Source organism: Azorhizobium sp. AG788 (assembly GCF_943371865.1).
Classification (GTDB): Bacteria; Pseudomonadota; Alphaproteobacteria; order Rhizobiales; family Xanthobacteraceae; genus Azorhizobium.
The window spans coordinates 14669-40911 of the sequence record NZ_CALRWL010000057.1; the positions used below are offsets into that span (position 1 = coordinate 14669).

The window sequence follows — 26243 nt, forward strand, 5'->3', positions numbered from 1 at the left end:
CGACCCCACCTTGGGCGGCACCATGCCGGGCCTCCCTGCCCGTTTCGAATCAAGGCCAGCGCCGCCGCATGGATCTCAACACCGTCACCGCCCTCTGCCGCCCCGCCCACCGGGGGGCGATCCCGCCCCATGCGGCGGGCGATGCATGGCTGGCGGGCGGAACGGCGCTGTTCTCCGAGCCGCAGCCGCAGCTCGCCCGCCTGATCGATCTGGCGGCGCTGAACTGGCCGGCGCTCACCCTCACCGACGCCGGTCTTGAGATCGCCGCCACCTGCACCCTGGCGCAACTGGAAGAGGCGACGCTGCCGCCGGACACCCCGGCCCTGCCCCTCATCGCCCAATGCTGCCAGGCGCTCTATGGCTCGTTCAAGGTGCGGGCGGCGGCCACCGTGGGTGGCAATCTGTGCCTCGCCTTGCCCGCTGCCCCCATGAGCGCACTGGTGGTGGCCCTGGACGGGGTGGCGACGATCTGGCCCCAAGCGGGCGGCAGCCGGTGCCTGGACGCGCTCGACCTCATCTGCGGCCCCGGCAAAACCACATTGGGGCCGGGGGATTTGCTGCGCAGCATTCTCATCCCCGCCCCCGCATTGCAGCGGCGCACCGCTATGCGCCGCATCGCCTTGAACCCGCTGGGCCGGTCCGCTGCCTTGCTGATCGGCACACGGGATCACGACGGCGCCTTCGCCCTCACCGTCACGGCGTCCACCCGCCGCCCAGTGCGGCTGCGCTTCACAGCGCTGCCGGCGCCGGAGGATCTGGCCGCCCGGCTGGCCGCCGACATCCCGCCGCCGCTCTATCATGACGATGTCCATGGCGCCCCGGAGTGGCGCCGGCACATGACGGCCCTGTTCGCCGAACAGATCCGCGCCGAGCTGGCGCAAGGCGCCCGACCATGACGGGCTTCCTCCTCAACGGCCAGCCGGTCACCGCCGAGCCTCGCCCGGGCCAATGCCTGCGCACCTTTCTGCGCGAGCAGGGCTGCTTCGGGGTCAAGCGCGGCTGCGATGCGGGCGATTGCGGCGCCTGCACCGTGCTGGTGGATGGGGCGCCGGTGCATAGCTGCATCACCCCCGCCTTCCGCGCCGAGGGCCGCGCTGTCACTACCATCGAAGGGCTGGCGACGGAGGGCGAACTGCATCCGGTGCAGCAGGATTTCCTGGCCGCCCAGGGCTTCCAGTGCGGCTATTGCACCGCCGGGATGATCCTCACCGTCTCCGCCCTCAATCAGGCCCAACGCACCGATCTGCCTGCCGCGCTGAAGGGCAATCTCTGCCGCTGCACCGGCTATCGGGCCATCGCCGATGCGGTGGCCGGCATCCCTCATGCGGAACCGGGCCTTGCCGGCGACGCCTGCGGCCACAACCATCCGGCCCCCGCCGGCCCCGGCATCGTCACCGGGAAGGCGCGCTATACGCTGGACGTCGCGGTGGCCGGGCTCACCCACATGAAGGTGCTGCGCTCGCCCCATGCCCACGCCCGCATCCGCGCCATCGACACCACCGCCGCTCTGGCGGTGCCCGGCGTGCTGGCGGTGCTGACCCATCGGGACGCACCCGACCGGCTCTATTCCTCCGCCCGCCACCATCACGCCACCGACGATGTGGACGATTTGCGCCTGTTGGACGACGTGGTGCGCCATGTGGGCCAGCGGGTCGCCGCCGTGGTGGCCGAGACGGTGGCCGCCGCCGAGGAAGGCTGCCGCCGGCTCGCCGTCAGCTATGACCTCCTGCCCGCCGTGCTCGACCCGGACGCAGCCCTCGCCCCTGGCGCGCCTCTGGTGCATGGCGACAAGGGGCCGGACAGCCGCATCGCCGATCCCGGCCGCAATCTGGTGGCCGCGCTCTCGGGCGAAGTGGGCGACGTAGCGGCGGGCCTTGCCGCCGCCACCGTCACCTATGAGGGTACGTTCCAGTCCCAGCGGCTCCAGAACGCCCATCTGGAGACCCATTGCGCCATCGGCTGGCGGGATGAGGACGGCCGGCTGGTGATCCGCTCCAGCACCCAGACCCCGTTCCTCACCCGCGATGCGCTGGCCGACTTGTTGGGCCTGGAGCGGGCGCAGGTGCGGGTGCTGTGCGAGCAGGTGGGTGGCGGCTTCGGCGGCAAGCAGGAGATGCTGCTGGAGGATCTGGTGGGGCTGGCGGTGCTGAAGACCGGGCGCCCGGTGCAATGGGAACTGAGCCGCGAAGAACAGTTTTCCGCCACCACCACCCGCCATCCCATGCGGGTGCGGGTGAAGCTGGGCGCCACCGCCGAGGGGGTGCTCACCGCCTTCGAGATGGACGTGCTGTCCAACACCGGCGCCTATGGCAATCACGGCGTCGGCACGCTGTTTCACGGCTGCAACGAGTCGGTCGCGCTCTATGCCTGCCCGAACAAGAAGGTGACGGGACAGGCGGTCTATACCCACACCCTGCCCTCCGGCGCCTTCCGCGGCTATGGCCTCAGCCAGACCATCTTCGCCATCGAATCCGCCATGGACGAACTGGCGCGGCGGCTGAACCTCGACCCGTTCGAGCTGCGCCGCCGCAACAGCGTGCGGCCCGGCGTGCCCATGGTGGCCTATGACCTCAACCCCCATGACGTGGAATATGGCAGCTACGGCCTCGACCAGTGCCTGGATCTGGCCGAGCAGGCCTTGAGCGACTTCGCCCCGCCGTCCTTGGAGGCGCCGTGGCGCCTGGGCCAGGGCATGGCGCAGGCCCTGATCGACACCATTCCCCCCCGTGGCCACCATGCGGACGCCCGCATCGCTCTGGCAGCGGACGGCACGTTCATCCTGAGCGTGGGCACGGCGGAATTCGGCAACGGCAGCCTCACCGGCCATGTGCAGATCGCCGCCACCGCCTTGTCGGCCCGCCCTGCCGATATCCGCCTGCGCAGCGCCGATACCGATGTGGTGGAGCATGACACCGGCGCCTATGGCAGCACCGGGCTGGTGGTGGCCGGGCGGGCCGTACAGAGCGCGGCGGAAGCCTTGGCGCAGAAGATCCTGGCCGCCGCCGCCCAGCAGCACGGCGTTCCGCCGGAGCGCTGCCGGCTGACGGCGGACGGGGTGCAGGTGACGGGCGGGCCTTTGCTGTCCCGCACGGAGATCGCCCACCACGCCCAGGCGCCACTGGAGGCGCGCGGCACCGCCAATGGCTCACCCCGCTCGGTGGCCTTCAATGTCCACGGCTTCAGCGTGGCGGTGAATACCGACACCGGGGAAATCCGCATCCTCAAAAGCGTGCAGGCGGCCGATGCGGGCCGGGTGCTGAATCCCATGCAGTGCCGGGGGCAGGTGGAAGGCGGCGCTGCGCAGGCGTTGGGGGCGGCGCTCTATGAGGACCTGCGCATCGATGGGCAGGGCACCGTGGTCAATCCCAGCTTCCGGCACTATCACATCCCGGCCTTCGCCGACGTGCCGCTGACCGAGGTGCTGTTCGCCGACACCTATGACCGGCTCGGGCCGTTCGGCGCCAAGTCCATGAGCGAAAGCCCATTCAATCCGGTGGCGGCGGCGCTGGCCAATGCGGTGCGCGATGCCACCGGCGTGCGGCTCACCGCGCCACCATTCACACCGGACACCGTTTACCGGGCGCTGGCAGCGGCCGGCGTCGCGACCCAAACGATTTCATCAGCCACCTGAGGGGGTAGGCCAATGCTCGATCGCTTTTTCGGCTTGAAGGAAAACGGCACCACCGTGCGGACGGAGGTGATGGCAGGGGTCACCACCTTCCTGACCATGGCCTATATCATCTTCATCAACCCGGCGATCCTGGCGGATGCGGGCATGCCCAAGGGCTCGGTGTTCGTCGCCACCTGCCTGATCGCCGCTCTGGGCAGCCTCATCATGGGGCTCTATGCCAACTACCCCATCGCCATCGCGCCGGGCATGGGGCTCAACGCCTACTTCTCCTACGTGGTCGTGCTCAGCATGGGCTACACATGGCAGGTGGCGCTGGGGGCGGTGTTCATCTCCGGCGTCTGCTTCATGCTGGTGACGATCTTCCGCATCCGCGATGCCATCGTCGACGGCATCCCCCATTCCATCCGCATCGCCATCACCGTGGGCATCGGGCTGTTCCTGGCGATCATCTCGCTGAAGAATGCCGGCATCGTCGCCGCCAGCCCGGCCACTTTCGTCACCATGGGCGATCTGCATAAGCCCAGCGTGGTGCTGGCGGTGATCGGCTTCTTCGCGGTGGCGGCGCTCTCGGTGCTTGAGGTGAAGGGGGCGCTGCTGCTGGGCATCCTTGGGGTGACGGCGCTGAGCTTCTTCTTCGCCGGAAATGCCATCTCCAGCCTGGTGTCGCTGCCGCCGTCCATCTCCCCGACCTTGTTCGCCTTGGATATTCCCGGCGCGCTGAACGCGGGCATCCTCAATGTGGTGCTGGTGTTCTTCCTGGTGGAATTGTTCGACGCCACCGGCACGCTCATGGGCGTCGCCCGCCGCGCCGGGCTGCTGAAGGACGGCAAGATGGAGCGCCTCAACAAGGCGCTGCTGGCGGACAGCACCTCCATCTTCATCGGCTCCATGCTGGGCACCTCCAGCTCCACCGCCTATCTGGAAAGCGCCTCCGGCGTGCAGGAGGGCGGGCGCACCGGCCTCACCGCCGTGACCGTGGCGGGCCTGTTCCTGGCCTGCCTGTTCCTCTCGCCCCTGGCCGGCTCGGTGCCCGCTTACGCCACCGCCCCGGCGCTGTTCTATGTGGCCTGCCTGATGTTGCGGGATCTCACCGAGCTGGATTGGGAGGACATCACCGAAGTCATCCCGGCCGCCGTGACCGCATTGATGATGCCCTTCACTTATTCCATCGCCAATGGCGTCGCGTTCGGCTTCATTTCCTATGCGGGGCTCAAGCTTTTGACCGGGCGGGCGCGGGAGGTGAAGTGGATCGTGTGGCTGATCGCGGCGGTGTTCGTGTTCAAATATGTCTATGAAGGCGCCGCCGGGTGAGCGGCCCGCTCACCGTCTTGCGCGCCGGGGCCATCTCCTTCCGGGGCAATCCCTTCCATGCCCCGGCGGAGGACTGCTTCACCTATGAGCCCGACGCTTTGCTGGTGATGGCCGGCGGGACGATCACCGCGTTCGGGCCGTATGAGGCGGTGAAGCCCACCTTGCCGGAGGGCACGGCGATCACCGCCTTTCCCGACGCGCTGCTGTGCCCCGGCTTTATCGACACCCACGTGCATTATCCGCAGACCGAGATGATCGGCGCCTTCGGCGGGCAATTGCTGGAGTGGCTGGAGCGCTACACCTTTCCCACCGAACTGAAGTTCGCCGACCCCGCTTATGCGCAGCGCATCGCCAAAGTGTTCCTGCGCGAACTGCTGCGCGCGGGCACCACCACGGCCATGGTCTATTGCACCGTCCATCCCCATTCGGCGGAGGCGCTGTTCGCCGAGAGCGAACGGTTCGACACGCTGATGATCGCCGGCAAGGTGCTGATGGACCGCAACGCCCCGCCCGGCCTGCTGGATGCCTCCATCGCCCAAGGCATGGACGAGACCGAAGCCCTGATCGCCCGCTGGCATGGCCGCGGCCGCCAGCTCTATGCGGTCACGCCGCGCTTCGCCGGCAGCAGCACCGCCGCGCAACTGGAAGCCGCCGGCCATCTGCTCCAGCGCCACGACGGGCTGTTCATGCAGACGCACGTCAGCGAGAACCTGGCCGAGATCGCCTGGATCGCCGAGCTGTTTCCCGAGCGGGCCGATTATCTGGATGTCTATGCCCATGCGGGCCTGATCGGGCCGCGCAGCGTGCTGGGGCACGGCATCCATCTGGACGAGGGCAATCTGTGCACCTGCCACGAGACCGGCGCGGCGCTGGCCCATTGCCCCACCTCCAACCTGTTCCTGGGCTCCGGTCTGTTCCGCCTGTTCGAGACCCAGGACATCCGCCGCCCGGTGCGCGTCGGCCTGGGCACCGACGTGGGCGCCGGCACCTCCTTCTCCCAGCTCATGACGCTGGGCGAGGCCTATAAGACCGCGGCCCTGCGCGGCAACCGGCTGGATGGGCTGAAGGGCTTCTATCTCGCCACTTTGGGCGGCGCCCATGCGCTGCACCTCGACCACCAGCTCGGGCAATTGGCGCCGGGCTATGCCGCCGATGTCTGCGTGCTGGATCTGAAAGCCACCGATCTGCTGGCCCTGCGCACCGCCCAAAGCGCCGACATCACCGACATGCTGTTCGCGCTGATGACCCTGGGCGATGACCGGGCGGTGGCGGCGACCTATGTGGCCGGGCGCCGCGTCTATGAGCGGGGGCGGACCGGCGATCCGTTCCGCTATGCGGCGGACGCCTGAGGCCACTGCCCCAAACCTACTGGCCCTTGCCCAGCACCATCACGGAGAAGGTGCGCAGGATGATCCACACGTCGGTCTTGAACCAGTCCCACGGGTCCAGCAGGCGCATGGCGTAAGCGTGGTCGTAGCCCACCTTGGAGCGCACGTCCTCGATGGAGCCGTCATAGCCCTGGTTCACCTGGGCAAGGCCAGTGATGCCGGGGCGCAGGCCGTGGGTGCGCTCGGTATAGAAGGGGATTTCCTTCTCCAGCTTCTGGAAGAAGGCGGGGCGCTCCGGCCGCGGGCCGACGATGGACATGTCGCCCTTCAGCACATTGATCGCCTGCGGCAGCTCGTCGATGCGGGTCTTGCGCATGAAGCGCCCCACCGGGGTGATGCGCGGATCATTGGCGGTGGCCCACACCGGGCCGGTGCGGGCTTCCGCATCCACATACATGGTGCGGAACTTGAACAGATAGAACAGATCCGTATGGGTGGCGGTGGAGCGCCCGACCCGGATCTGGCGATAGAAGATCGGCCCCTTGGAGGTCAGCTTGATGGCCAGCGCCACCGGCACGAAGGCAATCGCCAACACCAGGAACGCCGCCAGGGCGACGATGATGTCGAAGGCGCGCTTGCCGATGCGCACCAGCGGATGCACGTAATCCTCGTCCATGGCCCCCGTACTCTCCGCCGCTCGGCTCCAGCGGCCCTTATCGCGGCCGGAGAGCTGGCGCATCGCGCCCACCAGACCGGCCCCATGGCCCTCGACGAAATACCCGGCAAACCGCATGGCACGGGGCCAATTCGCGGCCGGGCGGGCGATGGCGGCCAAGGCCAGAAGGTAAAAAGCAACCTGCCCCAGCAACAGCAGGCGGTATAGAACGGGGCCGGAGAAGGCAAGGGCCAGATTGCTGGCGAACATCACCCCCAGCAGCAGCGGCGCGAACGCCCGTAGCGCCTTGCCGGACAGGAACACGAATGCCAGGCGCGGGCGGCGCGGATCGCCCAGCCGCCACAGCCGCAGCGCCTGCTGCACATTGCCGGAGGCGATGCGCACCCGGCGGCGGAATTCCTGGGCGCGCTGGGTGCGCTCCTCCTCGGTGGCCACCATGGCCCGGTCATAGACCGCCTCGGCGCCATCGGCGACGATGGCCATGGGCAGGATCACATCGTCATTGATGGTGTCCGCCGGCAGCGGGCGCCACAATTCGCGCCGGAACAGATAGAAGGCGCCATGGACGCCGATGGGCGCCGCCACCGCCGCCTCGTCGGCCTTGATGGCGGTCTGGTAGCGCCAATAGCCCGCCTCGCCGGCACTGCCCGCCTGGCGCAGCGCATAGGTGCCGGCCACCACCCCCACCGCCGGGTTCGTGAAATGGGCGGCGGCCCGGCGCAGCGCATCCACCGACAGGCTGGCGGACACGTCGGTCAGCGCCACGATACCCGGGGGCAAGGCGCCGATCACGTCGTTCAGCACCGCCACCTTGCCGCGATTGAGCGGGAAGGCGCGGATCTCCACGTCCAGCCCGGCGCACGCGGGCGTCGCCAGGGCTTCTGCGGCCCGCCGTTCCGTGCCGTCGGTGCAGCCGTCGCAGGCGACGATCACCTTCAGCCGGTGGCGGGGATAATCCAGGGCGGCGCAATCGGCGAGCTTGGCGGCGATGAAGCCGGCCTCCTGGTAGGCCGGGATGACCACGGTGATGTTCGGCAATGCGTCGGTCGCAAGCGCCGGTGGCGCCGGCCGCGTGCCGCGCCGGCGCGCCAACGCCCGCAGCAGCACCGGAAACACCGCATGGTGATAGACGATGGCGCCGAGGCTGAGCCAGAACAGCGCTTGGAGCAGGAGCATCACGGCCGGCTCATGGGTTCGGCGACGTCAGGATGCGCTGATAGGCGGCCACCGTCCGCGCCCAGGAAAAGCGCTCCAGCACGAAGGCGCGCGGCTTGATGGCCGGCGGCGTCTCCAGCATGGCGCTCAGCGCCGCACCCAGCGCCGCCGGGTCGTCCGGCGGCACCAGCCGGCTGCCCTGCGGGCAGATGGCCTCATGCACCGAGCCCACGTCGCTGGCCACCACCGGAATATCGCAGGCCTGCGCCTCCAGGACCGACAGCGGCAGACCTTCATTGCGCGACGGCAGCGCCACCACGTCGAACGCCGGATAGATGGTGTCCATGTCGTCCCGGTAGCCGAGAAACACCACCCGCTCCGCCATGCCCAGCTCCGCGGCCATTTGCTTCAGGACGGCAGCCTGCGTGCCATCGCCCGCCAACACCAGCAGGGCCTGCGGGATCGCCGCCACCGCCCGCAACAACACGTCCTGGCCCTTCACCTCTTCCAGCCGCCCCGCCGCGCCGATGATCGGGCGGTCCAGGGGCAGGCCGAGGCGGCGACGGGCGGCGGCGCGGTCGCCTGGAATGAAGCGGTCGGTGTCCACCGCATTGGAGATCACGGAAACGTGAGCGGAGGGCATCAATTCGCGCATGGTGCGGGCCACGGTTTCCGACACGGCCACCACGTGCGGATGCACCAGGACGCCCGCCAGGCGCGCCAGCCGGCGATGATTGGGATTGGCGTAGTGCCAGACGTCATGTTCCACATGAACGATGATCGGGACACCCGCGAGCCGCGCCGCAAGGCCGCCATAGAGCAGCGGGCCGATGTGGTGGGTCATGACCGCACGCGGGGCCAGGGCCCGGATGCGCCGCAGCAGGGGCAGCAGCAGCCCGGGGCGGACGCCGGGCTTTTTCGCCATGCCGACAATCAGGGTCGGCAGGCCCGCGAGCATCGGCCAGTTGCCGACGATCTCCAGCGGTGTCCATTCCAGGCTCAGGATGGCGTTCTGACCAGCAAGTCGGCTGGAGAGCTCAAGCGCAAGCACCTCGATCCCGCCGGGGCGAAGACGTTGCACGATCTGCACGATGCCGTTCGGCAAAAGCGCGTCCCTTTCCCCTGGCCACCGTCAACACCGTTATGCCGCGGACATTGTATGCACGCGATGTTTTACTCGTTCTTAAGGTAAATGGTTTGTTCTGGCGATGGTTAAGGCCAAGGCCCCAAGCATCGCCCGAATCACCCGGCAACCGGTGATTCACCGCTGATGCAGACAGGCAACGGTCGCTGGTTTCGATGGCGTCAGTTGCTGCGGCGACGGCCCGTTCATGAGGGCTTCCATGCCGAAAGTGGTGGAGATCGCCGGAGACATGGACGCTGCGGCCATGGCGGAGCTCAAGGCGACCTTCGAGGCGCTGGGGAGCGGCGCCGAAGACGTGGTGCTGAACCTTGGCCAGGTCGAATTCATGGATTCATCCGGCGTCGGTGGCATCGTGTTTCTCTACAAGCGTCTGCGCGTGGCCGGCTGCAAGCTGCGCCTGTCCGGGGCCCGCGGGCAACCACTTCAGCTGCTCACCCATCTGCGCCTGTCCGACCTCGTGGATGAGGGATCTGCCCCGTGAGCCGGAGCCCACGCCTCGCCACCCGCCAGAGCCGCCGCCGCCGCCTGCTGGGCCGGCTGCCGGCCATCGCCTTGGCTCTCAGCCTCGCCGGTTGCGAAAGCAGTTCGATGTTGCCCTGGCCCGAGCCGGGCACCGGGGGCCTGGCCGAACGCCGGCCCTCCACCGACGTGCGCATCGACCAATTGTCCGAACGGCTGATGAGCCTGGTGTCGCGCAACGCCCGCTATTACGCGGCAGCGGACACCTATGAGGCGGAACGCCTGCTGATCCAGATTCGGCGGGAATCGGAAGGCACCTTCGGCGAGGATGCCGAGATCAATATCGCCCGCCTGAAGCAGAAAATGGACGCCATTGAGCGCCAGCTCCCGCGCCATACCGCCAGCGGGAGCAAATGAGATGATCCCGCGCGCCCTGCTGTCGCTCCTCACCGCCTTCCTGGCGGTGCTGATCTTCGCCCTGCCCGCGCCGGTGGCGGCGCAGCAGGCTGCCGTCACCGACCCGGCCCTGCGCCTGCGGGTGGGTGATGTCCTCACCATCGCCTTGCCGGGGGAAGGGGCCTTCAACAAGGATTTCCTCGTCGATCGCAGCGGCCGGGTGTCGCTGCCCGAAGTGGGCGACGTGGATCTGGCCGGCCGCACCTTGCCGGAGGCCACCACGCTGCTGCGCGATGCCTTGGGCAAGGCGTTCCGCGATCTCGGCCGCCTCACGGTGGCCCTCAAGGAGCGCCGCCTCCTGGTCACGGTGCTGGGCTATGTGGCGACCCCGGGCGAAGTCAATCTGCCCGGAGACGCGGGCATCCAGCAGGCCATCACCGCCGCCGGCGGCCTGAACCAGGGCGCGCAGCTGGACAAGCTGCAATTGCGCCGCGGCAACCGCACCACGGTGTTCGACTATAAGAAATATCTCGATACGGGCGATGCCCGCATCGTGCCGCAGTTGCAGCCGCTCGACGTCATCTTCGTGCCGTCCTCCCCGGCCACCGGCAATGTGCAGATCAATTTCGACGCCCGCACCCTGGCCGACCAGGGCGACGCGGCGGACAGCACCAGCTCCGTCAAGGTGTTCGGGGAGGTCACCCGCGCCGGCACCTTCGGCTATAAGGAAGGCCTGAGCGTCGTCGACATGATCATGCGCGCCGGCGGCGTGACCCGTTATGCCTCCATCGAGCAGATCCGGGTCATCAATGGCGGCGAACCCATCGTCTTCAACCTGCGCCGCTATCTCGACACCGGCGATGACAAGCTGCTGCCGCCGCTGCGGCCCGGCGCCACCATCTTCGTGCCGAAGCAGGAAGAAGAGATCCGCCGCTCGGTGCGCACGGTCTATGTGATGGGCGAAGTGAACCGCCCCGGCGCCATCGAATCCCCGCCGGATGCCCGCCTGATCGAAATTCTCGCCAATGCCGGCGGCCCCACCCGCTATGCGGATTCGCGGCAGATCCGCGTGCTCAAGGCGGACGGGGAAACCCAGCGCTTCGACCTGGTGTCCTACACCGAGGGCGACCGCGCACCGCTGCCGGCGATCATGCCCGGCGACGCCATCTTCGTGCCGGAGAAGATCGAAGCCTCCGACCGCCCGTCCTGGCTCAAGATCCCGCCGTCCCGCGCCGTTCAGGTCATCGGCGAGGTGAACAAGCCGGGCCGCTATGAATGGTCGGACGAGATGAGCCTCATGGACCTGCTGGGCGAGGCCGGCGGCCCCAACCAGCGCGCCGACATCGCCCATCTGCAGATCCTGCAATCGGAGAAGGACACCGCGACGCCGCGGAACTTCGACCTCCAGGCGTTCCTGTCCGCCGGCGGCCCGCTGTCGCAACTGCCCAAGATCCGCGCCGGCAACGTGATCCGCATGCCCTCGCTGCCGGAATCGCCCATCGACAACAAGGCCAAGTGGGTGCAGATGGCGAAGGAAGACGTCATCTACATCATGGGGCAGGTGCAGATCCCCGGTCGCTACGCGTTCAACAAGAACATGAGCTTCCTGGACATCCTCACCGCCGCCAACGGCCCCACCAGCACCGCGGACCTGCGCAATGTGCGCATTTCCCACCGCGGCCTGCCGGGCTCGAAGGTGACGCAGCTCAATCTGGGCCAGTATTTCGCCACTGGCGACGAGAAGCTGCTGCCCAAGGTGCGCACCGGCGACGTGATCTTCGTGCCCGACCGCACCAACAAGGATTGGTTCGACGACAGCAAGGAGAGCACCGTGCGGGTGCTGGGCGCCGTCGCCAAGCCCGGACGCTACCGCTTCTCCAACGACATGACGCTGCTGGACCTGCTGGCGGAAGCCGGCGGCCCCACCAACGATGCCTATCAGCAGAAGATCGTGGTGGTGAATCTCGGCTGCTGTCGTGAACAGGCGCGGATCTTCGATCTGATCCAGTTCGCCAAGACTGGCGACATCCGGCTCCTGCCGGTGGTGCAGCAGGGCGATACGGTCTATGTACCCACCACCTCGCAGAGTGGCTGGAAGATCTTCGTGGACGGCATCCAGAACGTCCTGCCGATCATCTCGCTGATCGCCTACCTGTCCGGCGGCTAGGTCGCCCTCCCGGCCGGGCCACGTGCGCCCGCCCGCATCATGGATACCGGCAGGCCGCGCCAGGCGGGCCGGGGTCTTCAGGTCTCCTGGCAGCGGGGGATGGGCTGCACGGGCAGCTTGTCCCAATGGTGGCAGCCCCGCCCGGAGCCGCTCCGCGGTCTGCCGGATTGGAGGAAACGCATGTGGGGCAGAGGTCTACGCGAGGTTGAAACGGTCTTCCTCGCCACGTTCGGCCAGGGGGCGCGGGTGGTCGGCGTGACCGCGGTTGTCAGCGACAGCGGCGTGTCCACCATGGCCGCGGCGCTGGCAGAGCGCGCGAAGCGTCAAGGCCGGACCTTGCTGGTGGGCCTTGCCGATCCCACCGCCGCAGTCCCCGCCCAGGCCACCACCTGGACGCCGGAAGACCCGGACCTGACCCCGTTCATCGTCTCCGATCCCCGCGGCTTCGACCGGCTGACCGCCGCACCCATGCCGGATGTCAGCTTTGCCTTCCGCAATGCCATCGCCATCCGCAACATGCTGGACGGCCTGTTGCGCAGCTATGACGCCATCGTCCTCGACCTCGCCCCGGTGGATCCCCGCGAACGCGTGGCCGTGCCGGTGACGGCGATCGCCTCCGCCTGCGAGAGCGTGGTGGTGGTGTGCCTGGCGGGCCGCGTCACCCGCAGCGCGCTGAACCGCGCCGCCACCGCCCTGCGCCAGGCCAATGCGCCGTTGCAGGGCATCGTGGTCAACGACCGCTTCAATCCCACGCCCGGCGAAGAGATCGTCGACGAGATGGAGCGATTCGTGCCACTGGCTCCGGGGCTGGTGGAGCGTTTCATCCACATGGTGCGCACCAGCCGCCTGCTGAACACCAAACTCTAGTCGGCCCCCACCTCCCGGCCCAGGCGCGCCGATGGCGCCGTCAGAGCATTTCCCCGTTTCTTTGAATCGGTGAAATGCTCTATCTATTTGTTTTATCGCGTTTTCTTCACGCGAACCGGGATCCACTTCGCTCGAAAACGCGCTATGCCGCCGCGCGGAAATTGACCTGGGGCTCGATGCGGGGAATGCGGGCGATCACCGGCACCCCCAGGATGCGGGCGAAGTCGGACGGCCGGCGCAGGCGGGTATCCAGCAATTCGCTCGCCGCCGCCAAGGCGCCGCCCACGGAGAAGCCCGCAAACACCCCCGCCAGCAGATACAGGATATAGCCCGGCGTCACCTTGGACGCCGGCTCGGCCGGCGCCTCCAGGACCTTGACCCGCTCGGGGGCCTCGAACAGGCCCAGCGCGCCGGTCACCCGCGCCATCTCGTAGCGCTTGGCGAGGGATTCATAATTCTCCCGCGCCAGCGTCACCGAGCGTTCCAACTGCTGCTGCTGCTGCTCGATGGGACCGAATTCGGCAATGTCCCGCTGCAGGGTGATAATGACCTTCTTCAGCTGGTCCACCTCATTCTCCAGGCCGACGCGCTTGGCCTGGGCCTCCTGGAGGCGCTGGAGCTGAGACACCAGCAACGGGGTGGCGTTGCGGTTCTCGCCGTCCTTCTGCTGGCCGCCGCCGATGCCGGCCGCCAGGTTCCACAGCCGGTCGAGATCGGAGGCATCGATGGCGTGGCTGTCGTTCAGCAGATGGCGGCGCTCTTCCTCCAGCCGCTGCAGGCGCCATTCAGCCGCCTGAACCAGGCTGTGCTGATCGGTATAGCGCGAGCGCAGGCCCGCCAGTTCGCTGGAGGCCTGGACGATGCTGTCCTCGATCCGGCCCACCAGGGGGTTGGTGGTGGCGAGGCGCTTGCGCAGATCCTCCATGGTGGCGCCGGCGGTGCTCAGCTCCATCTGCTTGTTCTCGAGCTGCTGCTCCAGCGCCGCCAGCCGCGAGACGGTGGAGTTGTAAAGCGCCGGCAGCTTGTCCGCATTGGCATTCTTGAACGCCAGATTGGCCCGTTCGGCGGTGTCCAGGGAGACCCGGCGCTCGGTCATCTGCTCTTTCAGGAAGCGCTCGCTGTCCTGCACCGCTGTGCGCTCCGGCGACACCAGCCGCTCCACGAAGCGGCGGGACAGCGCCAGCAAGGTCTCCGACGGCGACTTCGGATCCAGGCTGCGCACCCGCATCTCGATGATGTCGGTTCCCACCAGTTGGATGCTCACCACCGCGGACAGCGCCTTCACCAGATCGTCGCGGGTCTTGGCGTCGGTGGCGGGGGTGATGCGGCCCATATCCTCCAGCACCCGGCCCAGCACCACTTCGGAATGGGCCAGGGCGATCAGCGCCGACATGCGTTCCTTCAGGTTCGGATTGACGGCGATGTCGTTGAGGATCGGGTTGAGCTTGGACGGCTCCTGCACCAGCAGCGTCATGCGCGCCTCATAGCGCGCCGGCGCCAGCGTCGCGGCGACCAGCGCCAGCGGCGGCAGCAGCAGCACGGGGATGACCGCGAGGAACCGCCGCCGCCAGGCCACCTGGACGATGTAGGCGAAGGTATCCGACGTGGTTTCAAACATGGGTCGTCAATCCGGTGCCCCCACCACGATCCGGACGGTGTCCGGGATCATGTCGGGGTCGTAAAGCTGTTTGGCGTCGAGATCCGCCGGCAGCAGGGATCTTACAGTGCGCAGGCGCTTGTTCGCCAGCAGGGCCTGATCAAAAGCCGTCGCGCCGGGGCCGGGACCTGCGGTTATCATTACCTGGGCCTTAGCAGGCACCTTTCCGGCCTGCCACGCCTTGGCGAAGGCCGCGGCCTCCGCTCCGCCCGGCGTCTCCTCGGCGCCCTGGAAGGTGACCTCAAATTCGCGCGGCGGGGCGGTGCGCTTCGGCGGGGCGGCACGGGCGGCGCCGGCGGGCGCGATGGACCCGGTGGTCGCGGCAGCTGCCTCCGCCGCCGTCAGCTGCGGCGGTGCCGCCCCCGCTGGCGCCGGGCCCGCGGCAGCGGCCTCAGCGGTCGGGGATGTCGCCTCCGCCGCCCGGGCGCGGGCCAGGATCGCCTGGACACTGGTGGGCTTGGCATTGGGATCGCCCGCATTGGCCGCCTCCCGCGCCTGCCGCATATGTTCTTCCGCGATGACGCTGGCCTGGATGTCCGGCGGAATCATCGCAATGGGGTCTTGTTGCGTGGTGGTGCAGCCGGTCAGCAGCGGCACGCCGGCGCCCATGAGCAGCAGCGCCAGGCGGGAGAGGCTAAGGATCTGAACGGGCGCGCTCGGGCGGCGATGCGCGACGACGCCGGTAGACATTGGCAATGGCCCTGAAACGGTTGGCACGAGGGACGGCGAACCAGGCGACTCACCCGGCGTCAGTGTCGCCCAAACACGGGGATTTTGCGACCGCCCTGGTGGGTGTATCCCGCGACCATGCCGATCTGGGGTTTGCGCCGGGCGGCGAACATGCTTCACCTCAGGCATGAGCGGGCGGGTGCCCGCCGCACGACTTTCGAGCGGGACAAAGGCGGACGGCATGGCAAGCGTGACTTCTGCGGGGACTGAACAGCGCGCGCCCCTCCCGGCTGCGCTCATTCTTGTGCTGGTCGCCCTGCTAGTCAGTTCCTACGCGGTGAAGCTGTTCGTGTTCTGGTGGCAGCCGAACATGAGCTATGCGGATGTCACCTTCCAATATCTGGAACAGGCGCACCGGCTGATGTACGGGCGCGGCCTGCTGCCGTGGGAATTCGTCTCCGGCGCCCGCCCCTGGCTGGTGCCCGGCCTGATCCTGCCGGGCATGGAACTGGCCCGCGCGCTGGGCGGCGCCGCGCAGGCGCAGATCTTCGGCGCCGCCGCCGTGTGCAGCCTGGTCTCGCTGCTGGTGATCCCGCCCTGCTTCCTGTGGGGCTGGCGCATCGCCGGCACCGTGGGCGCGGTGGTCTGCGGCGCGCTGGGCGCCTATTGGTTCGAGACGGTCTATTATGCCGGCCAGCCGCTCCAGGACACCATTGCCACCTTCCTCCTGGTGCCCGGCGTCTACCTCGCCTATCCCGATGGCCCGGCCCATAGCTTCCGCCGGCTGGTGTTGGCGGGTCTGGTGCTGGGGGCGGCGCTGGCGTTTCGCATCCAGCTCGGGCCCATCGTGCTGCTGGTGGGCATCTGGGTGGCGCGGCTGAATGTGCGCGCCTACGCCGCCTTCATCCTCGGCGGCATCGGCCCGCTGCTGTTTCTCGGCGCGCTGGACTGGGCCACCTGGGGCCTGCCGTTCCAGTCGATCATCAAATATGTGAAATACCAGTCCTCCAGCATCGGCGAGACCGGCGACGGCCGTTTCGGCTTCGTGCCCTGGTATCACTACCCGGCCTGGATCCTGGCCTATTGGTCCGGCGCCTTCGCCCTGATTGCCCTCACCGCTTTGCTGGCGGCGCCGCGCCTGCCGCTGCTGCTGGCCATTCCGGTGGTCAATCTGGCGGTGTTGGAACTGATCGCCATGAAGCACCCGCGCTATCTCTATCCGGGGGTGCCGTTCGTGCTGGTGCTGGCGGGCCTGGGCGGATCGATCCTGGCGCTGCGGCTGTGGGAGGGCAAGGTTCCCCTCCGCCGCATCGCGGCCATCGGCTTCGTCTTCGTGGCGCTGACCTCGGCCCTGCTGGGCGGCTTCGGCTATTTCGCCGCCACCTTCTCCCTGGGGCGCGGCACCATCTTGGCCACCCGCGCGGTCAATGCCGACCCCGCCGCCTGCGGCCTTGCCATCGCGCCGGGCAGCAATTGGTGGCTCAGCGGCGGCTATGTCTATCTCAATGCCGACAAGGGGCTCTACGGCATCAGCGCTGGCGACCCGGACTTCAAGGCCAGGAGCGCCGCCTTCACCCACATCCTCACCACCAGTGAACTGCCCGGTGAGCCGCTGGAGGATTTTTCCGCTCTCGGCTACCAGAAGGGCCAATGCTACGCCAACGGCACCCGCGGCCCCGCCTGCCTGTGGCACCGGGCGGGCACCTGCACCCCCGGCGCGGCGCCCCCGCTCAAGGCCAGCCTGCCGCCATGGCTGGATGAGGCCAAAAGCCAAACCCGGTAAGATCAGGGTCATGCGTCCCCCCTACCCTGGGCCGGCGAACGGCATGCGTGAAGGAGGCCCCGACCTGTGCACATCGTGACCAACATGGCGGCGATCCCTTCCCCCTGGCGCGCCCGCGATGGCCGCACCGGCGCCCGCAGCCTCGCCCACACAGTGTGGGCGAGCCTGAAGGCCGGCCGGCCCAAGGACACGGTGTTCGTGACCAATTGCGACCCGGACCTGACCATGGGGCTGGTGCTGGCGGGCCTGATCTGGCCGCCCGCCCGCCGCCCGGTGGCGGCGTTCGACCTGGTGCTGCGGCGACCGGCCACCGCCAAGGCGCGGCTGCTGCATGTGGTGAAGCGCGCCCTGCTGGCGCGGGTGGATCTGGTCATCAATTTGTTCAGCGACACCACAGGTCTCGCCGAGGTCTACGGCATCGCGCCGGAACGGTGCGTGTTCGTGCCGTTCAAGGTCAATCTGTCCCCCTCCGAGGTGGCCGGTGCGCCGCGCGCCGAGGACTATGTGCTGTGCTTTGGCCGCTCCCTGCGGGATTTCGACACCTTCTTCGACGCCATGGCCACCTTGCCGCTGCCCGGCGCCATCGCCCAGGTGGACCCGGCTGAGCTTCAGCGCCACGGCGCCCGCTTCACCCGCCCATTGGCGGCCTTGCCCGCCAATGTCCGGCAGTTGAAGGATGACGGCACGCCCCGGGCGCAACGGGATATGCTGGCGCGGGCAAAACTGGTGGTGATCCCGGTACTGAAGTCGTCCATCGTCGCCTCGGGCATCTCCACCGCGCTCAATGCCATGCGGCTGGGCAAATGCGTCATCGGCAGCGAGGGGCCGGGCATGTCCGACATTTTCTCCACCGAAGTGCTGACCGTGCCGGCGGAAGACCCGGCCGCGCTTGCGGCGATGATCAACAGCGCCTGGCACGATGACGGCTTGCGGCAGCGCACCGCCGCCGCCGGCCTGGCCTATGCCGAAGCCCAGGGCGGGGAGGCGGAACTGGCGCAGCGCGTGGTGGAAGCGGTGGCCGCGCGCTTTTCGCGACGGTAATCATCGGATCTCGCCTTTACCGCTGCGGAACGGAACTGGCGCGGCTTCTGTCCGTTGTCTCCGAAAGAGGAGCTACGCCATGGAATGCAGCAACGTGACATCCAAACTCATGATCGCCCTGATCGGGCTCGCGGTCTGCGCCGGGCCGGTTTCGGCCCAAGGCGTGGTCCGTGGCGCGCAGGAGGGTGCCGCCACCGGAAATAACGTGGCCGGCCCCGTGGGTGGCGTGGTGGGCGGCGCCGTCGGCGGCGTTGCAGGCGGTGTGGTCGGCGGCGTCAAGGGCGTCCTCGGCGTGCCGCAGAACACCACCCCGCACAAGGCCAGGAAGACCACGGCCAAGAAAAACAAGGCCACCAAAACCACCACCAGCACCGCGGCGCCCACGTCCGCCACCCCGGCATCGGCCACGTCCCCATCGACTGCTCCGGCCCCCGCCACCCCGCCGTCCACCGGCCCCGGCTCCACCCCGAGCCCCAGCCCGGCGACCACCTCGACCACCAACACCCCCGCGCCGCAGCCTCAGCCCTTGCCGCAGGCGCAGCCCTTGCCGCAGGCGCAGCCGGCGCAGTAAACGGTTGAGCCGCGCCCTCGGCCTGGCCCTCCGAGGCCGACCGATGGGTCGCTAGAGACGGTCAAGGGCGGCATCAAGGGTTGCCGCCCGCGCATCCCAGTCTTCCGCCGCCACCGCCGCACGACGCCGCGCGGCGCCGCCGTTGCCAACGGCGGCCAGGATGGCCGTGGCCAGATCGCCCCCCGGCGGGATCGCCGAGACCAGATGCTCGTACGGAAGCAGGGCCGGAAACGTCGTGGCGGCGATGGGCGTGCCGCTGGCCAGATATTCCCGCAGCTTCAACGGATTGCAGGCGCGGATCTGCGGCGTGTCGCGGAACGGGATCAAGGCCACGTCCCAATGCTGCACATAGCCCGGCAGTTCCCCGTGGGCGCGCGGTCCGAGGAACAGCACATTGGGCAGCGCCTCCAGTTCGCAGACATCGGTGCGCACCGGCCCCACGAATACGAAGCGCCAATCCGCCAGCGTCCGCGCGGCGCGGGCAATCATGCCCAGGTCCAGCCAATCGGAAATGCTGCCGTAGAAGCCGGCCACCCGCCCTTCCGGCAGATCGCCCGGCGCCGGGGCCGGGGTGCTGAACAGGCGGCAATCCACCCCATGGGGCAGCAACAACACCTTCTCGGCGGGAAACCGCGCCGCCAGGACCGAGCTGGCCGCCACGATCAGATCCGCCTTGGCCGCGAGCCGCTGCTCCATTTCCAGCACCGGGGCATGGTCCACCCCGGACAGGGCGCCGAAATCGTCGCCGCAATAATAGACCACCGCCCGCTCGTCCAAGGCCCCGACCACGGAAATGGCGCTGGGCAATGAGGTCCACAGGATCGGCCGCGTGATGCCCGCCGCCTCCATGGCACGGCGGACCTGCCGGCCCAGCAGCATGCGGTTGGCGCGTTCCGCCAGGACACTGCCCGGCCACGGCACTGCCAAAGGCGAGAGGATGCGCACCGGGCCGTCCGGCGCCGTCAATGCCGGTGCGGTTCCGGCGGTGCTCCTGGACCCGCGTCCCGCCACCGCGCCCAGCTTGCCGGCCAGCCGGCGCATATCGCCCATGGCGAGCCGTGGACGGCGCAGGCCGATGGAATTGACCCACAGTACCCGCCGTCGCCGGGCGAGGCGCGCCACCAGATGCTGGGTGGAGGAGGGATGGGCGCCCCAATCCTCGCCGAAGACCACCAGATCAGCGCTCATGTGCCGGCCCGCAGGTCCGCACCCGAGGTGCGGGGGAGGCTGGAGATGTAGGGCGGTGGCATGCGTTCCAGTTGCGGCGGGGCCTGGGACTGGCTCAATTGCCGCGACAGCGCCACGGTCATGCCCAGCATCACATAGAGCGGCCACGCCAGCCCCTGGGTCAGGAAGGTGCCGGACACGCAGAAGCTGGCCAGCCCCGAGGCCAGCGCCAGCGCCGCGGTCTGAAGCCGGGGATCCGTCCCCGGCGCCATGGCCGCTTCCAGGTTTCTCAGGGCGCGGCGGATCATCATCACCACCATGGTGATGAAGGCGCCGAAGCCCAGGAAACCGGTCTCCGCCAACACGCCGAACCAGGTGGAATGCACCGCGTGTTCGTGCCCGTCCCAGGCCTCGGTATAATAGAAATAGTTGGCGGGAAACGTGTTGATGCCCACCCCCAGCAGCGGATGCGCCTTGGCCATGTTCCAAGCGGTGGTCCAGGCGATGAGGCGGCCCTCGGACGATTCGTCGATGCCGCTCTCCGCCGCCCCGCCGGACGATCGGCCGGAGATGCCCGCCACTGCAAATAGCAGCATCACCGCCACGGCGCCGACGCCCAGCAGCAGCATCTTGTTCTTCACGTAGCGGCTGCCCAGCACCGCGGCGACGGTGGCCATGCCCAGCAGGCCGCCCCGGCTCTGGGTGCAGACGATCGCCCCCACCACCACCGCAAAGCCGATCACCCCGAGCATGCGGTTGAAGATGCCGGTGCGCGCCACCGCCAACGCCCCGGCGAAACTCAAGGGGAACAGCAGCGCCAGCGCCAGATCATTGGGGTCGCCCAGCACCGAGCCCACCGCACGGCCGATGGTGACGCGGGTGCCCTCCACCAGGCCGATGCCGTTGACCTTGTTGTAGATGGCGACGCAGGACACGGCGATCCCGGCCAGGATCAAGGTCTGCACCGCCAATTGGAGATCCGCCGCGGTGCGCGTGGTCCAGGCGATGAGCACCGTCATCAGCGCCACCTTGACCAAGGTGTCGGACCAGAAGGTGATGGACAGGTCCCGGCCGCTGGAGGTGGCCACCGAGGCGGTGCAGAGCATGAAGAAGACCGCATAGGCGGTGAGTTCCTTCGACCAGAACGGCTTCACGGACCGCATCAGCACCAGATGCCAGAACATCACCACCATCGTCAGCTGCGCCAGCAGCTGCGGAATGCGCATGGGGCTCAGGAAGGGAAACGCCTCATGGATGCGCAGGAAGGAAAAGCAGACGAAGATGATGCACGGCACCGATGGGCGCTTGAAGGCCAGCACCACCATGGTGAGGCCCAGCGAGATGCCCAGCGGCAGCTCCACGCCGGGCGTGGTCAACCACACATAGGAAATGACGCCCACCACCGCCAAGGCGATGGAAATCTGGACCCAGTGCCCCTGCCGCTCCGGCGTCATGGGCGCGGAGTGGCGGGCCTGTGAAGAACTGCCCTCGGTCACGCTTCGCCTCAACGCCGCATCGTTTCGGTGGTATTCCAACAGTCTACTACATCTCATGCGTGTCGCACGAGGCAACCCCGTCCTCAGGGCGCCGGCAGGCGCGCACCCGCCGCCGCATAGACCGCCCGGACCTGCGGCACCAGCACATCCACCGCAAAGCCCTCCCGCGCCGTATGCCACGCCGCATCGCCCATGGCCGCTCGCGCCGCGTCCTCCTGCGCGCGCCACGCCGCAACCGCACCGGCCATGGCATCGAGATCGCCGGCAGGAAACAGCCAGCCGTTGCGGCCGTTGGAGATCAGCTCCGGCAATGCGCCCACCGCGCTGGCCGCCACCGGTATGCCCGCCGCCATGGCCTCGATCGCCGCCAGCGGCAGTCCCTCGGCCCGCGAGGGCATCAGCAGCAGGCCCAGGCGCGGCCAGATTCCAGACGGATCGGTCACCAGGCCATGGAAGCGCACCACCGAACCGTAGCGGGCCTCCAGCTCGGGCCGCAGCGCGCCGTCGCCGAACGCCTCGAAGGCGATACCCTGCCCCGCAAGGCGTTCGGCCAAGGCGCAGAACAGGTCCGGCCCCTTCTCCACGCTGAAGCGACCGACAAAGCCCACCACGTTTGGGCGCGCCACGACCGGCGACGTCGCCGGCACCGGCACGAAATTGCCGATCACCGTGGCCCCGAACGGCAGGCCCTGTGCGATGGCCGCGCTGACCGCGATGCGCGGGGCAAGGCATGAGGTCAGGGCATCCAGCCCCTGATAGAGGGAGACCGGAAACGGCCCCCGCTCGCCCGCATGGAATGTGGAGACGCAGGGGATGCCCACCAGCCGTGCCGCCAACCGCCCGAGAATGCCGGCCTTGTAGCCATGGGTGTGGATGAGGCGTGGCCGCTCCCGCCGCAGCCGCTTAACCAGGCCCATGACCCCGCCGCCGATCACGCCGTGCGGGACGCCAGCCGCATCCAGCTGTCCCAGCCAGGGATTGGGGCCGTGGTCGGCCAGGCGCATCACCCGGACCGCCACGCCCTGGGCAATCAAGGCCCGGGCCAGGACGCCAATATGGGTCTCGATGCCACCGACGGTCGACGAATCCACCACCTGCCAGATGTCGTCCGCCACGCTGCCTTCTCCTTGCCGGCCGCATCCGCCATGGGCTCGCCCACGCCGTCGGCAGCTTTATGCGGCAGCGGCCACCGCCGGCGCCAGTCTTATCAGCCGCTTGCCACCGCTCCGGGCACGATGGGCGCGTATCCGATCAAGATATCCATTTTGGATGCGTCTGACTTTGATTAGACGTAATAAATATGTCATTTAGCGAAATTGAACCAGATTAAAAAATTATCGTTTAAACAATTACTTCTATTTATCGATGTATTATCAACTATTATCAAAAGTTCAAATCAGACCACCATAGAAAATCGCCAGCACCCTAGCGCAGGAGACGTACGGGACGGCGCTTTTAGGGAAAACCACCATGTCCCAGATCGTGCACGCCCTTGACGGCCAACCCATCGGCAGAAAGATCGCTGCGATCTGCGCGCTCTTTCTCTTGCCGATCGGCTTGTTCGGCCATCTCTTTGTTTCCCAATCCAACAAAGACATCGGCTTCGCCGAGCGCGAGCGCGACGGTGTGGCCTATTTGGGGCAGATCTGGCCGGCGCTGTCGCTGGCCATGAGCGGCGGCACGGGGCCGATCGCCATCCCGGAAAACGTGACTGCAGGCCTGCGCCGGGCGGGAGCGGCCAATGACGGCATCATGCAGACCGAAGCCGCCCGCAAGGACCTCCTCTCCGCCATCGAGAGCCGCTCGGGCGCGGCCATCGGGCAAGCCGCCCTCACCCTCATCGCCAAGGTGGACGACGGCTCCAACCTGACCCTCGATCCCGACCTGGACAGCTTCTACCTGATGGACGCCACCACGGTGAAGCTGCCGGAACTGGTGGCGTCGGCGCGGGCGATGCGCGACGCCGCGGCCGCGCTCCGGGCCGAAGCGGCGCCTCGCTTCGAAACCCGCGTCGCCGCCGTCACCGCCAAGGCGCGCCTCCTCGCGGCCTCTGGCGCCGTCCAAAACGCGACCGCGTCTGCGGTCGCCGCCCATGGCGATGGCTCGCTGGGGAAAGTCATGACCCCCGCCGCCGCGACACTGAAGGAGCGCGTCGCCGCATTGGTGGCCGTGGACGAGGCCCTCTCCGCCGGCCGCAGCGGCGATCTCGCCGCCGACATCCGTCTGATCGATGCGGCCCACGCGGCCATCAACGCCGCCGCAGAGCCGTTCTGGACCGCGGGCGCCGCTGAATTGTCCCGGCTGCTCACGGAGCGGATCGACGGCTTCCAATCCAATTTATGGCGACAGGTCAGCCTGGGCGTCGCGGTCTGCGTGGCCATTTTTCTCCTGGCCGCCCTCATCGGCTACCGCATCAAGGCCGGGATCGGGCGCATCGTCCAGCGCATGGAGGAACTGGCAGGGGGCGATATCACCTCGGCCATTCCGTTCGGCGACTATAACAACGAATTGGGTAAGATCGCCGCGACGGTGGAAGTGTTCCGCACCGCGCTGGCGCGCATCGAACAGGTCCAGGCGGAAAAGCAGGCGGGCGACCGCCTGGCGATGCAGCAGCGCCAGGAAATGCTTGCCGACCTGTCGACCTCGTTCGAAGCCACCGTCAGCCGTATCGTGCTGAAGGTCGCGACCGCAGCCAAGGAGCTGGAAAGCTCCGCCCATGGCCTCGCCGTCTCGTCCCGGCAGGCGTCGGAACAGACGGAGGCGGTGACCGCCGCGGCCTCGCAGGCTTCCGACAATGTGCAGACCGTGGCCGCCGCGACCCAGGAACTCTCCAGCTCCATTCGCGAAATCGACCGCCAGGTGCAGCAATCCACCGACATGGCCGCGCGGGCGGTGGCCGATGCGGAACAGACCAATGTGCAGATCCACGGCCTCTCCGAAGCCACCCGCACCATCGGCAGCGTGGTGGATCTGATCAATGCCATCGCCGGCCAGACCAATCTGCTGGCGCTCAATGCCACCATTGAGGCCGCCCGCGCCGGCGAGGCCGGCAAGGGGTTCGCGGTGGTGGCGAGCGAGGTGAAGCAACTGGCCGAGCAGACCACCCGCGCCACCGCCGAGATCCGGGAGCGGATCGGCTCGATCCAGGGCTCCAGCTCCGAGGCGGCGAGCGCGGTGCAGGGCATCAACGCCACCATCGAAGGCCTCGCGGCGATTTCCACCGCCATCGCCGCGGCTGTCACCGAGCAGGGAACCGCCACCCGCGAGATCGCCCAAAGCGTGGAGATGGTCGCCAGCGGCACCTCGACGGTGTTCGCGAACATCTCCGGCGTCCACGCGGTCAATCAGGAATTCAGCGCGGTGACCGCCCAGGTGCTGACCGCTGCGGAGGAATTGTCCAGCCTTAGCGCTGCGCTTACGGCGGAAATGGGCGCCTTTCTGGCACGCGTCAGGGCCTCCTGAGGCTGGCCACCGCACGCCACCCACCGGGCGGCAACGCGCGTCCCGCCCCGATGGGTGGCGGTCGCCAGACGGGAAAGTGCGCCAAAGCCGCGCAAAGACGTGTTCCCCGCCGCCGGCTCTGATATATGCGCCTCGCTACATGCTTGAACGAGGCGCCGCGCTCCATGACCAATGTCACTGCTTTCACCGACAAAGCCACCGTCGCCCAGCTCACGGCGCGCATGCTGCTGGAAGTGGAAGCGGTGCGCTTCTCCGACGGCGAGCCCTTCATCTTCACCTCCGGCTGGGCCAGCCCGGTCTATATCGACTGCCGCCGGCTGATCTCGTTCCCGCGGGTGCGCCAGACGCTGGTGGACTTCGGCATTTCGACGATTTATCGGGAAATCGGTTTCGAGCAGTTCGACACCGTGGCCGGCGGCGAGACCGCGGGCATCCCGTTCGCCGCCTGGATCGCCGACCGGCTGATGCTGCCGATGCAATATGTGCGCAAGAAGCCCAAGGGCTTCGGCCGCAACGCCCAGATCGAGGGCCATCTGGAAGCCGGCTCGCGGGTGCTGCTGGTGGAGGATCTCACCACCGACGGCCGCAGCAAGGTCAATTTCGTGCATGCCCTGCGCAATGCGGGCGCCGAGTGCGGCCACTGTTTCGTCTTCTTCTATTACGACATCTTCCAGGAATCGAAGACCATCCTGAAGGACTCGGGGCTGGAACTGCATCACCTGTGCACCTGGTGGGACATCCTCGCCGCGGTGAAGACCATGAGCCGCTTCGAAGCCAAGCAGGTGGATGAAATCGAGTCGTTTTTGAACGCTCCGCACGCCTGGTCCAAGGCCCATGGCGGCGCGGCGCAGCTGAGCGAGTAGTCGCACCACCATGGATCTCTACCCCCTCGTCCGCCCGTTCCTGCCGCTGATCTCGCCCGAGCGGGCGCATGGACTTGTGGTGCGCGCGCTGAAGAAGGGCTTGGTGCCCACCGACCGCACGCCGGACGATCCCGTGCTGGCCACGCGGGTGTGGAACCTCGCCTTCCCCAACCCCATCGGACTGGCGGCAGGGTTCGACAAGGACGCGGAAGTCATCGATCCGCTGCTGGCTTTGGGCTTCGGCTTCGTGGAAGCGGGCTCGGTGACGCCGCGCCCGCAGCCCGGCAATCCCAAGCCGCGGCTGTTCCGCCTGGATGAGGACGAAGGCGTCATCAACCGCTTCGGGTTCAATTCCGAAGGGCTGGCGCCGTTCATCTACCATCTGGGCCGGCGGCGCGGC

At 68.1% G+C, this 26243-nt stretch carries 20 protein-coding genes and 1 pseudogene; 14 read left to right on the plus strand and 7 right to left on the minus strand.

Going from position 1 to position 26243, the window contains the following annotated elements:
- The first annotated feature begins 68 nt into the window (after window positions 1-68).
- The 4 genes from AAG816_RS23740 to guaD are packed head-to-tail and all read left to right on the plus strand — an operon-like array spanning window position 69 to window position 6291.
- Window positions 69-896, plus strand: coding sequence for an FAD binding domain-containing protein (locus AAG816_RS23740; RefSeq protein ID WP_341992175.1), 828 nt, complete (start codon window positions 69-71; stop codon window positions 894-896).
- Window positions 893-3631: a molybdopterin cofactor-binding domain-containing protein gene (locus AAG816_RS23745; protein ID WP_341992176.1), complete on the plus strand. Its 2739-nt coding sequence runs from the start codon at window positions 893-895 to the stop codon at window positions 3629-3631. Before AAG816_RS23740 ends, AAG816_RS23745 begins: the two co-directional genes overlap by 4 nt.
- 12 nt (window positions 3632-3643) lie before the next feature.
- A complete protein-coding gene (locus AAG816_RS23750; RefSeq protein ID WP_341992177.1) occupies window positions 3644-4942 on the plus strand; it encodes an NCS2 family permease in 1299 nt (432 codons plus the stop codon).
- Window positions 4939-6291, plus strand: a complete 1353-nt coding sequence (guaD, locus tag AAG816_RS23755) for a guanine deaminase (RefSeq protein WP_341992178.1) — start codon at window positions 4939-4941, stop codon at window positions 6289-6291. The genes AAG816_RS23750 and guaD overlap by 4 nt, the downstream gene beginning before the upstream one ends.
- A gap of 16 nt (window positions 6292-6307) precedes the next feature.
- On the opposite strand, the gene AAG816_RS23760 is transcribed toward guaD, so the two are convergent.
- Both AAG816_RS23760 and AAG816_RS23765 read right to left on the minus strand, forming a co-directional pair.
- The gene (locus AAG816_RS23760; RefSeq protein WP_341992195.1) at window positions 6308-8122 is read right to left on the minus strand and encodes a sugar transferase; all 1815 of its coding nucleotides are present in this window, start codon (window positions 8120-8122) and stop codon (window positions 6308-6310) included.
- Window positions 8123-8132: 10 nt separating this feature from the next.
- Complete coding sequence (locus AAG816_RS23765) at window positions 8133-9206, minus strand: glycosyltransferase (protein ID WP_341992179.1); 1074 nt, start codon at window positions 9204-9206, stop codon at window positions 8133-8135.
- Window positions 9207-9444: 238 nt separating this feature from the next.
- On the opposite strand from AAG816_RS23765, the gene AAG816_RS23770 reads away from it, so the two are divergent.
- The 4 genes from AAG816_RS23770 to AAG816_RS23785 all read left to right on the plus strand — a co-directional run bounded on the left by AAG816_RS23770 (window position 9445) and on the right by AAG816_RS23785 (window position 13134).
- Window positions 9445-9726, plus strand: coding sequence for an STAS domain-containing protein (locus AAG816_RS23770; protein ID WP_341992180.1), 282 nt, complete (start codon window positions 9445-9447; stop codon window positions 9724-9726).
- On the plus strand, window positions 9723-10121 hold the full coding sequence (locus AAG816_RS23775; RefSeq protein ID WP_341992181.1) for a hypothetical protein: 399 nt from the start codon (window positions 9723-9725) through the stop codon (window positions 10119-10121). The genes AAG816_RS23770 and AAG816_RS23775 overlap by 4 nt, the downstream gene beginning before the upstream one ends.
- A 1-nt stretch (window position 10122) precedes the next feature.
- The gene (locus AAG816_RS23780; protein ID WP_341992182.1) at window positions 10123-12267 is read left to right on the plus strand and encodes an SLBB domain-containing protein; all 2145 of its coding nucleotides are present in this window, start codon (window positions 10123-10125) and stop codon (window positions 12265-12267) included.
- 180 nt (window positions 12268-12447) lie between these two features.
- The gene (locus tag AAG816_RS23785) at window positions 12448-13134 is read left to right on the plus strand and encodes a hypothetical protein (RefSeq protein WP_341992183.1); all 687 of its coding nucleotides are present in this window, start codon (window positions 12448-12450) and stop codon (window positions 13132-13134) included.
- Window positions 13135-13276: 142 nt separating this feature from the next.
- On the opposite strand, the gene AAG816_RS23790 is transcribed toward AAG816_RS23785, so the two are convergent.
- On the minus strand, window positions 13277-14752 hold the full coding sequence (locus AAG816_RS23790) for a hypothetical protein (RefSeq protein ID WP_341992184.1): 1476 nt from the start codon (window positions 14750-14752) through the stop codon (window positions 13277-13279).
- Between the two features lie 6 nt (window positions 14753-14758).
- Window positions 14759-15481, minus strand: a complete 723-nt coding sequence (locus AAG816_RS23795) for a hypothetical protein (protein WP_341992185.1) — start codon at window positions 15479-15481, stop codon at window positions 14759-14761.
- A 220-nt stretch (window positions 15482-15701) separates the two neighbouring features.
- Between AAG816_RS23795 and AAG816_RS23800 the strand changes: the two genes are divergently transcribed.
- From AAG816_RS23800 to AAG816_RS23810, 3 genes are all read left to right on the plus strand, one after another.
- The gene (locus tag AAG816_RS23800) at window positions 15702-17243 is read left to right on the plus strand and encodes a hypothetical protein (RefSeq protein WP_341992186.1); all 1542 of its coding nucleotides are present in this window, start codon (window positions 15702-15704) and stop codon (window positions 17241-17243) included.
- A gap of 66 nt (window positions 17244-17309) precedes the next feature.
- On the plus strand, window positions 17310-18284 hold the full coding sequence (locus AAG816_RS23805) for a glycosyltransferase (RefSeq protein ID WP_341992187.1): 975 nt from the start codon (window positions 17310-17312) through the stop codon (window positions 18282-18284).
- A 79-nt stretch (window positions 18285-18363) separates the two neighbouring features.
- Window positions 18364-18855: a hypothetical protein gene (locus AAG816_RS23810; RefSeq protein WP_341992188.1), complete on the plus strand. Its 492-nt coding sequence runs from the start codon at window positions 18364-18366 to the stop codon at window positions 18853-18855.
- A 51-nt stretch (window positions 18856-18906) separates the two neighbouring features.
- On the opposite strand, the gene AAG816_RS23815 is transcribed toward AAG816_RS23810, so the two are convergent.
- From AAG816_RS23815 to AAG816_RS23825, 3 genes are all read right to left on the minus strand, one after another.
- Window positions 18907-20043, minus strand: a complete 1137-nt coding sequence (locus tag AAG816_RS23815; protein ID WP_341992189.1) for a glycosyltransferase — start codon at window positions 20041-20043, stop codon at window positions 18907-18909.
- On the minus strand, window positions 20040-21518 hold the full coding sequence (locus AAG816_RS23820) for an O-antigen ligase family protein (protein ID WP_341992190.1): 1479 nt from the start codon (window positions 21516-21518) through the stop codon (window positions 20040-20042). Before AAG816_RS23820 ends, AAG816_RS23815 begins: the two co-directional genes overlap by 4 nt.
- 83 nt (window positions 21519-21601) lie before the next feature.
- Complete coding sequence (locus tag AAG816_RS23825; protein ID WP_341992191.1) at window positions 21602-22633, minus strand: glycosyltransferase family 4 protein; 1032 nt, start codon at window positions 22631-22633, stop codon at window positions 21602-21604.
- Window positions 22634-22988: 355 nt separating this feature from the next.
- Here AAG816_RS23825 and AAG816_RS23830 point away from each other — a divergent pair, with 355 nt between their 5' ends.
- The 3 genes and pseudogenes from AAG816_RS23830 to AAG816_RS23840 all read left to right on the plus strand — a co-directional run.
- Entirely contained in the window at window positions 22989-24980 is a 1992-nt protein-coding gene (locus tag AAG816_RS23830; protein WP_341992192.1) for a methyl-accepting chemotaxis protein, read from the plus strand.
- 164 nt (window positions 24981-25144) lie between these two features.
- On the plus strand, window positions 25145-25843 hold the full coding sequence (locus AAG816_RS23835; protein ID WP_341992193.1) for an orotate phosphoribosyltransferase: 699 nt from the start codon (window positions 25145-25147) through the stop codon (window positions 25841-25843).
- A gap of 10 nt (window positions 25844-25853) precedes the next feature.
- A pseudogene (locus AAG816_RS23840) lies at window positions 25854-26243 on the plus strand (dihydroorotate dehydrogenase (quinone)); the annotation flags it as partial.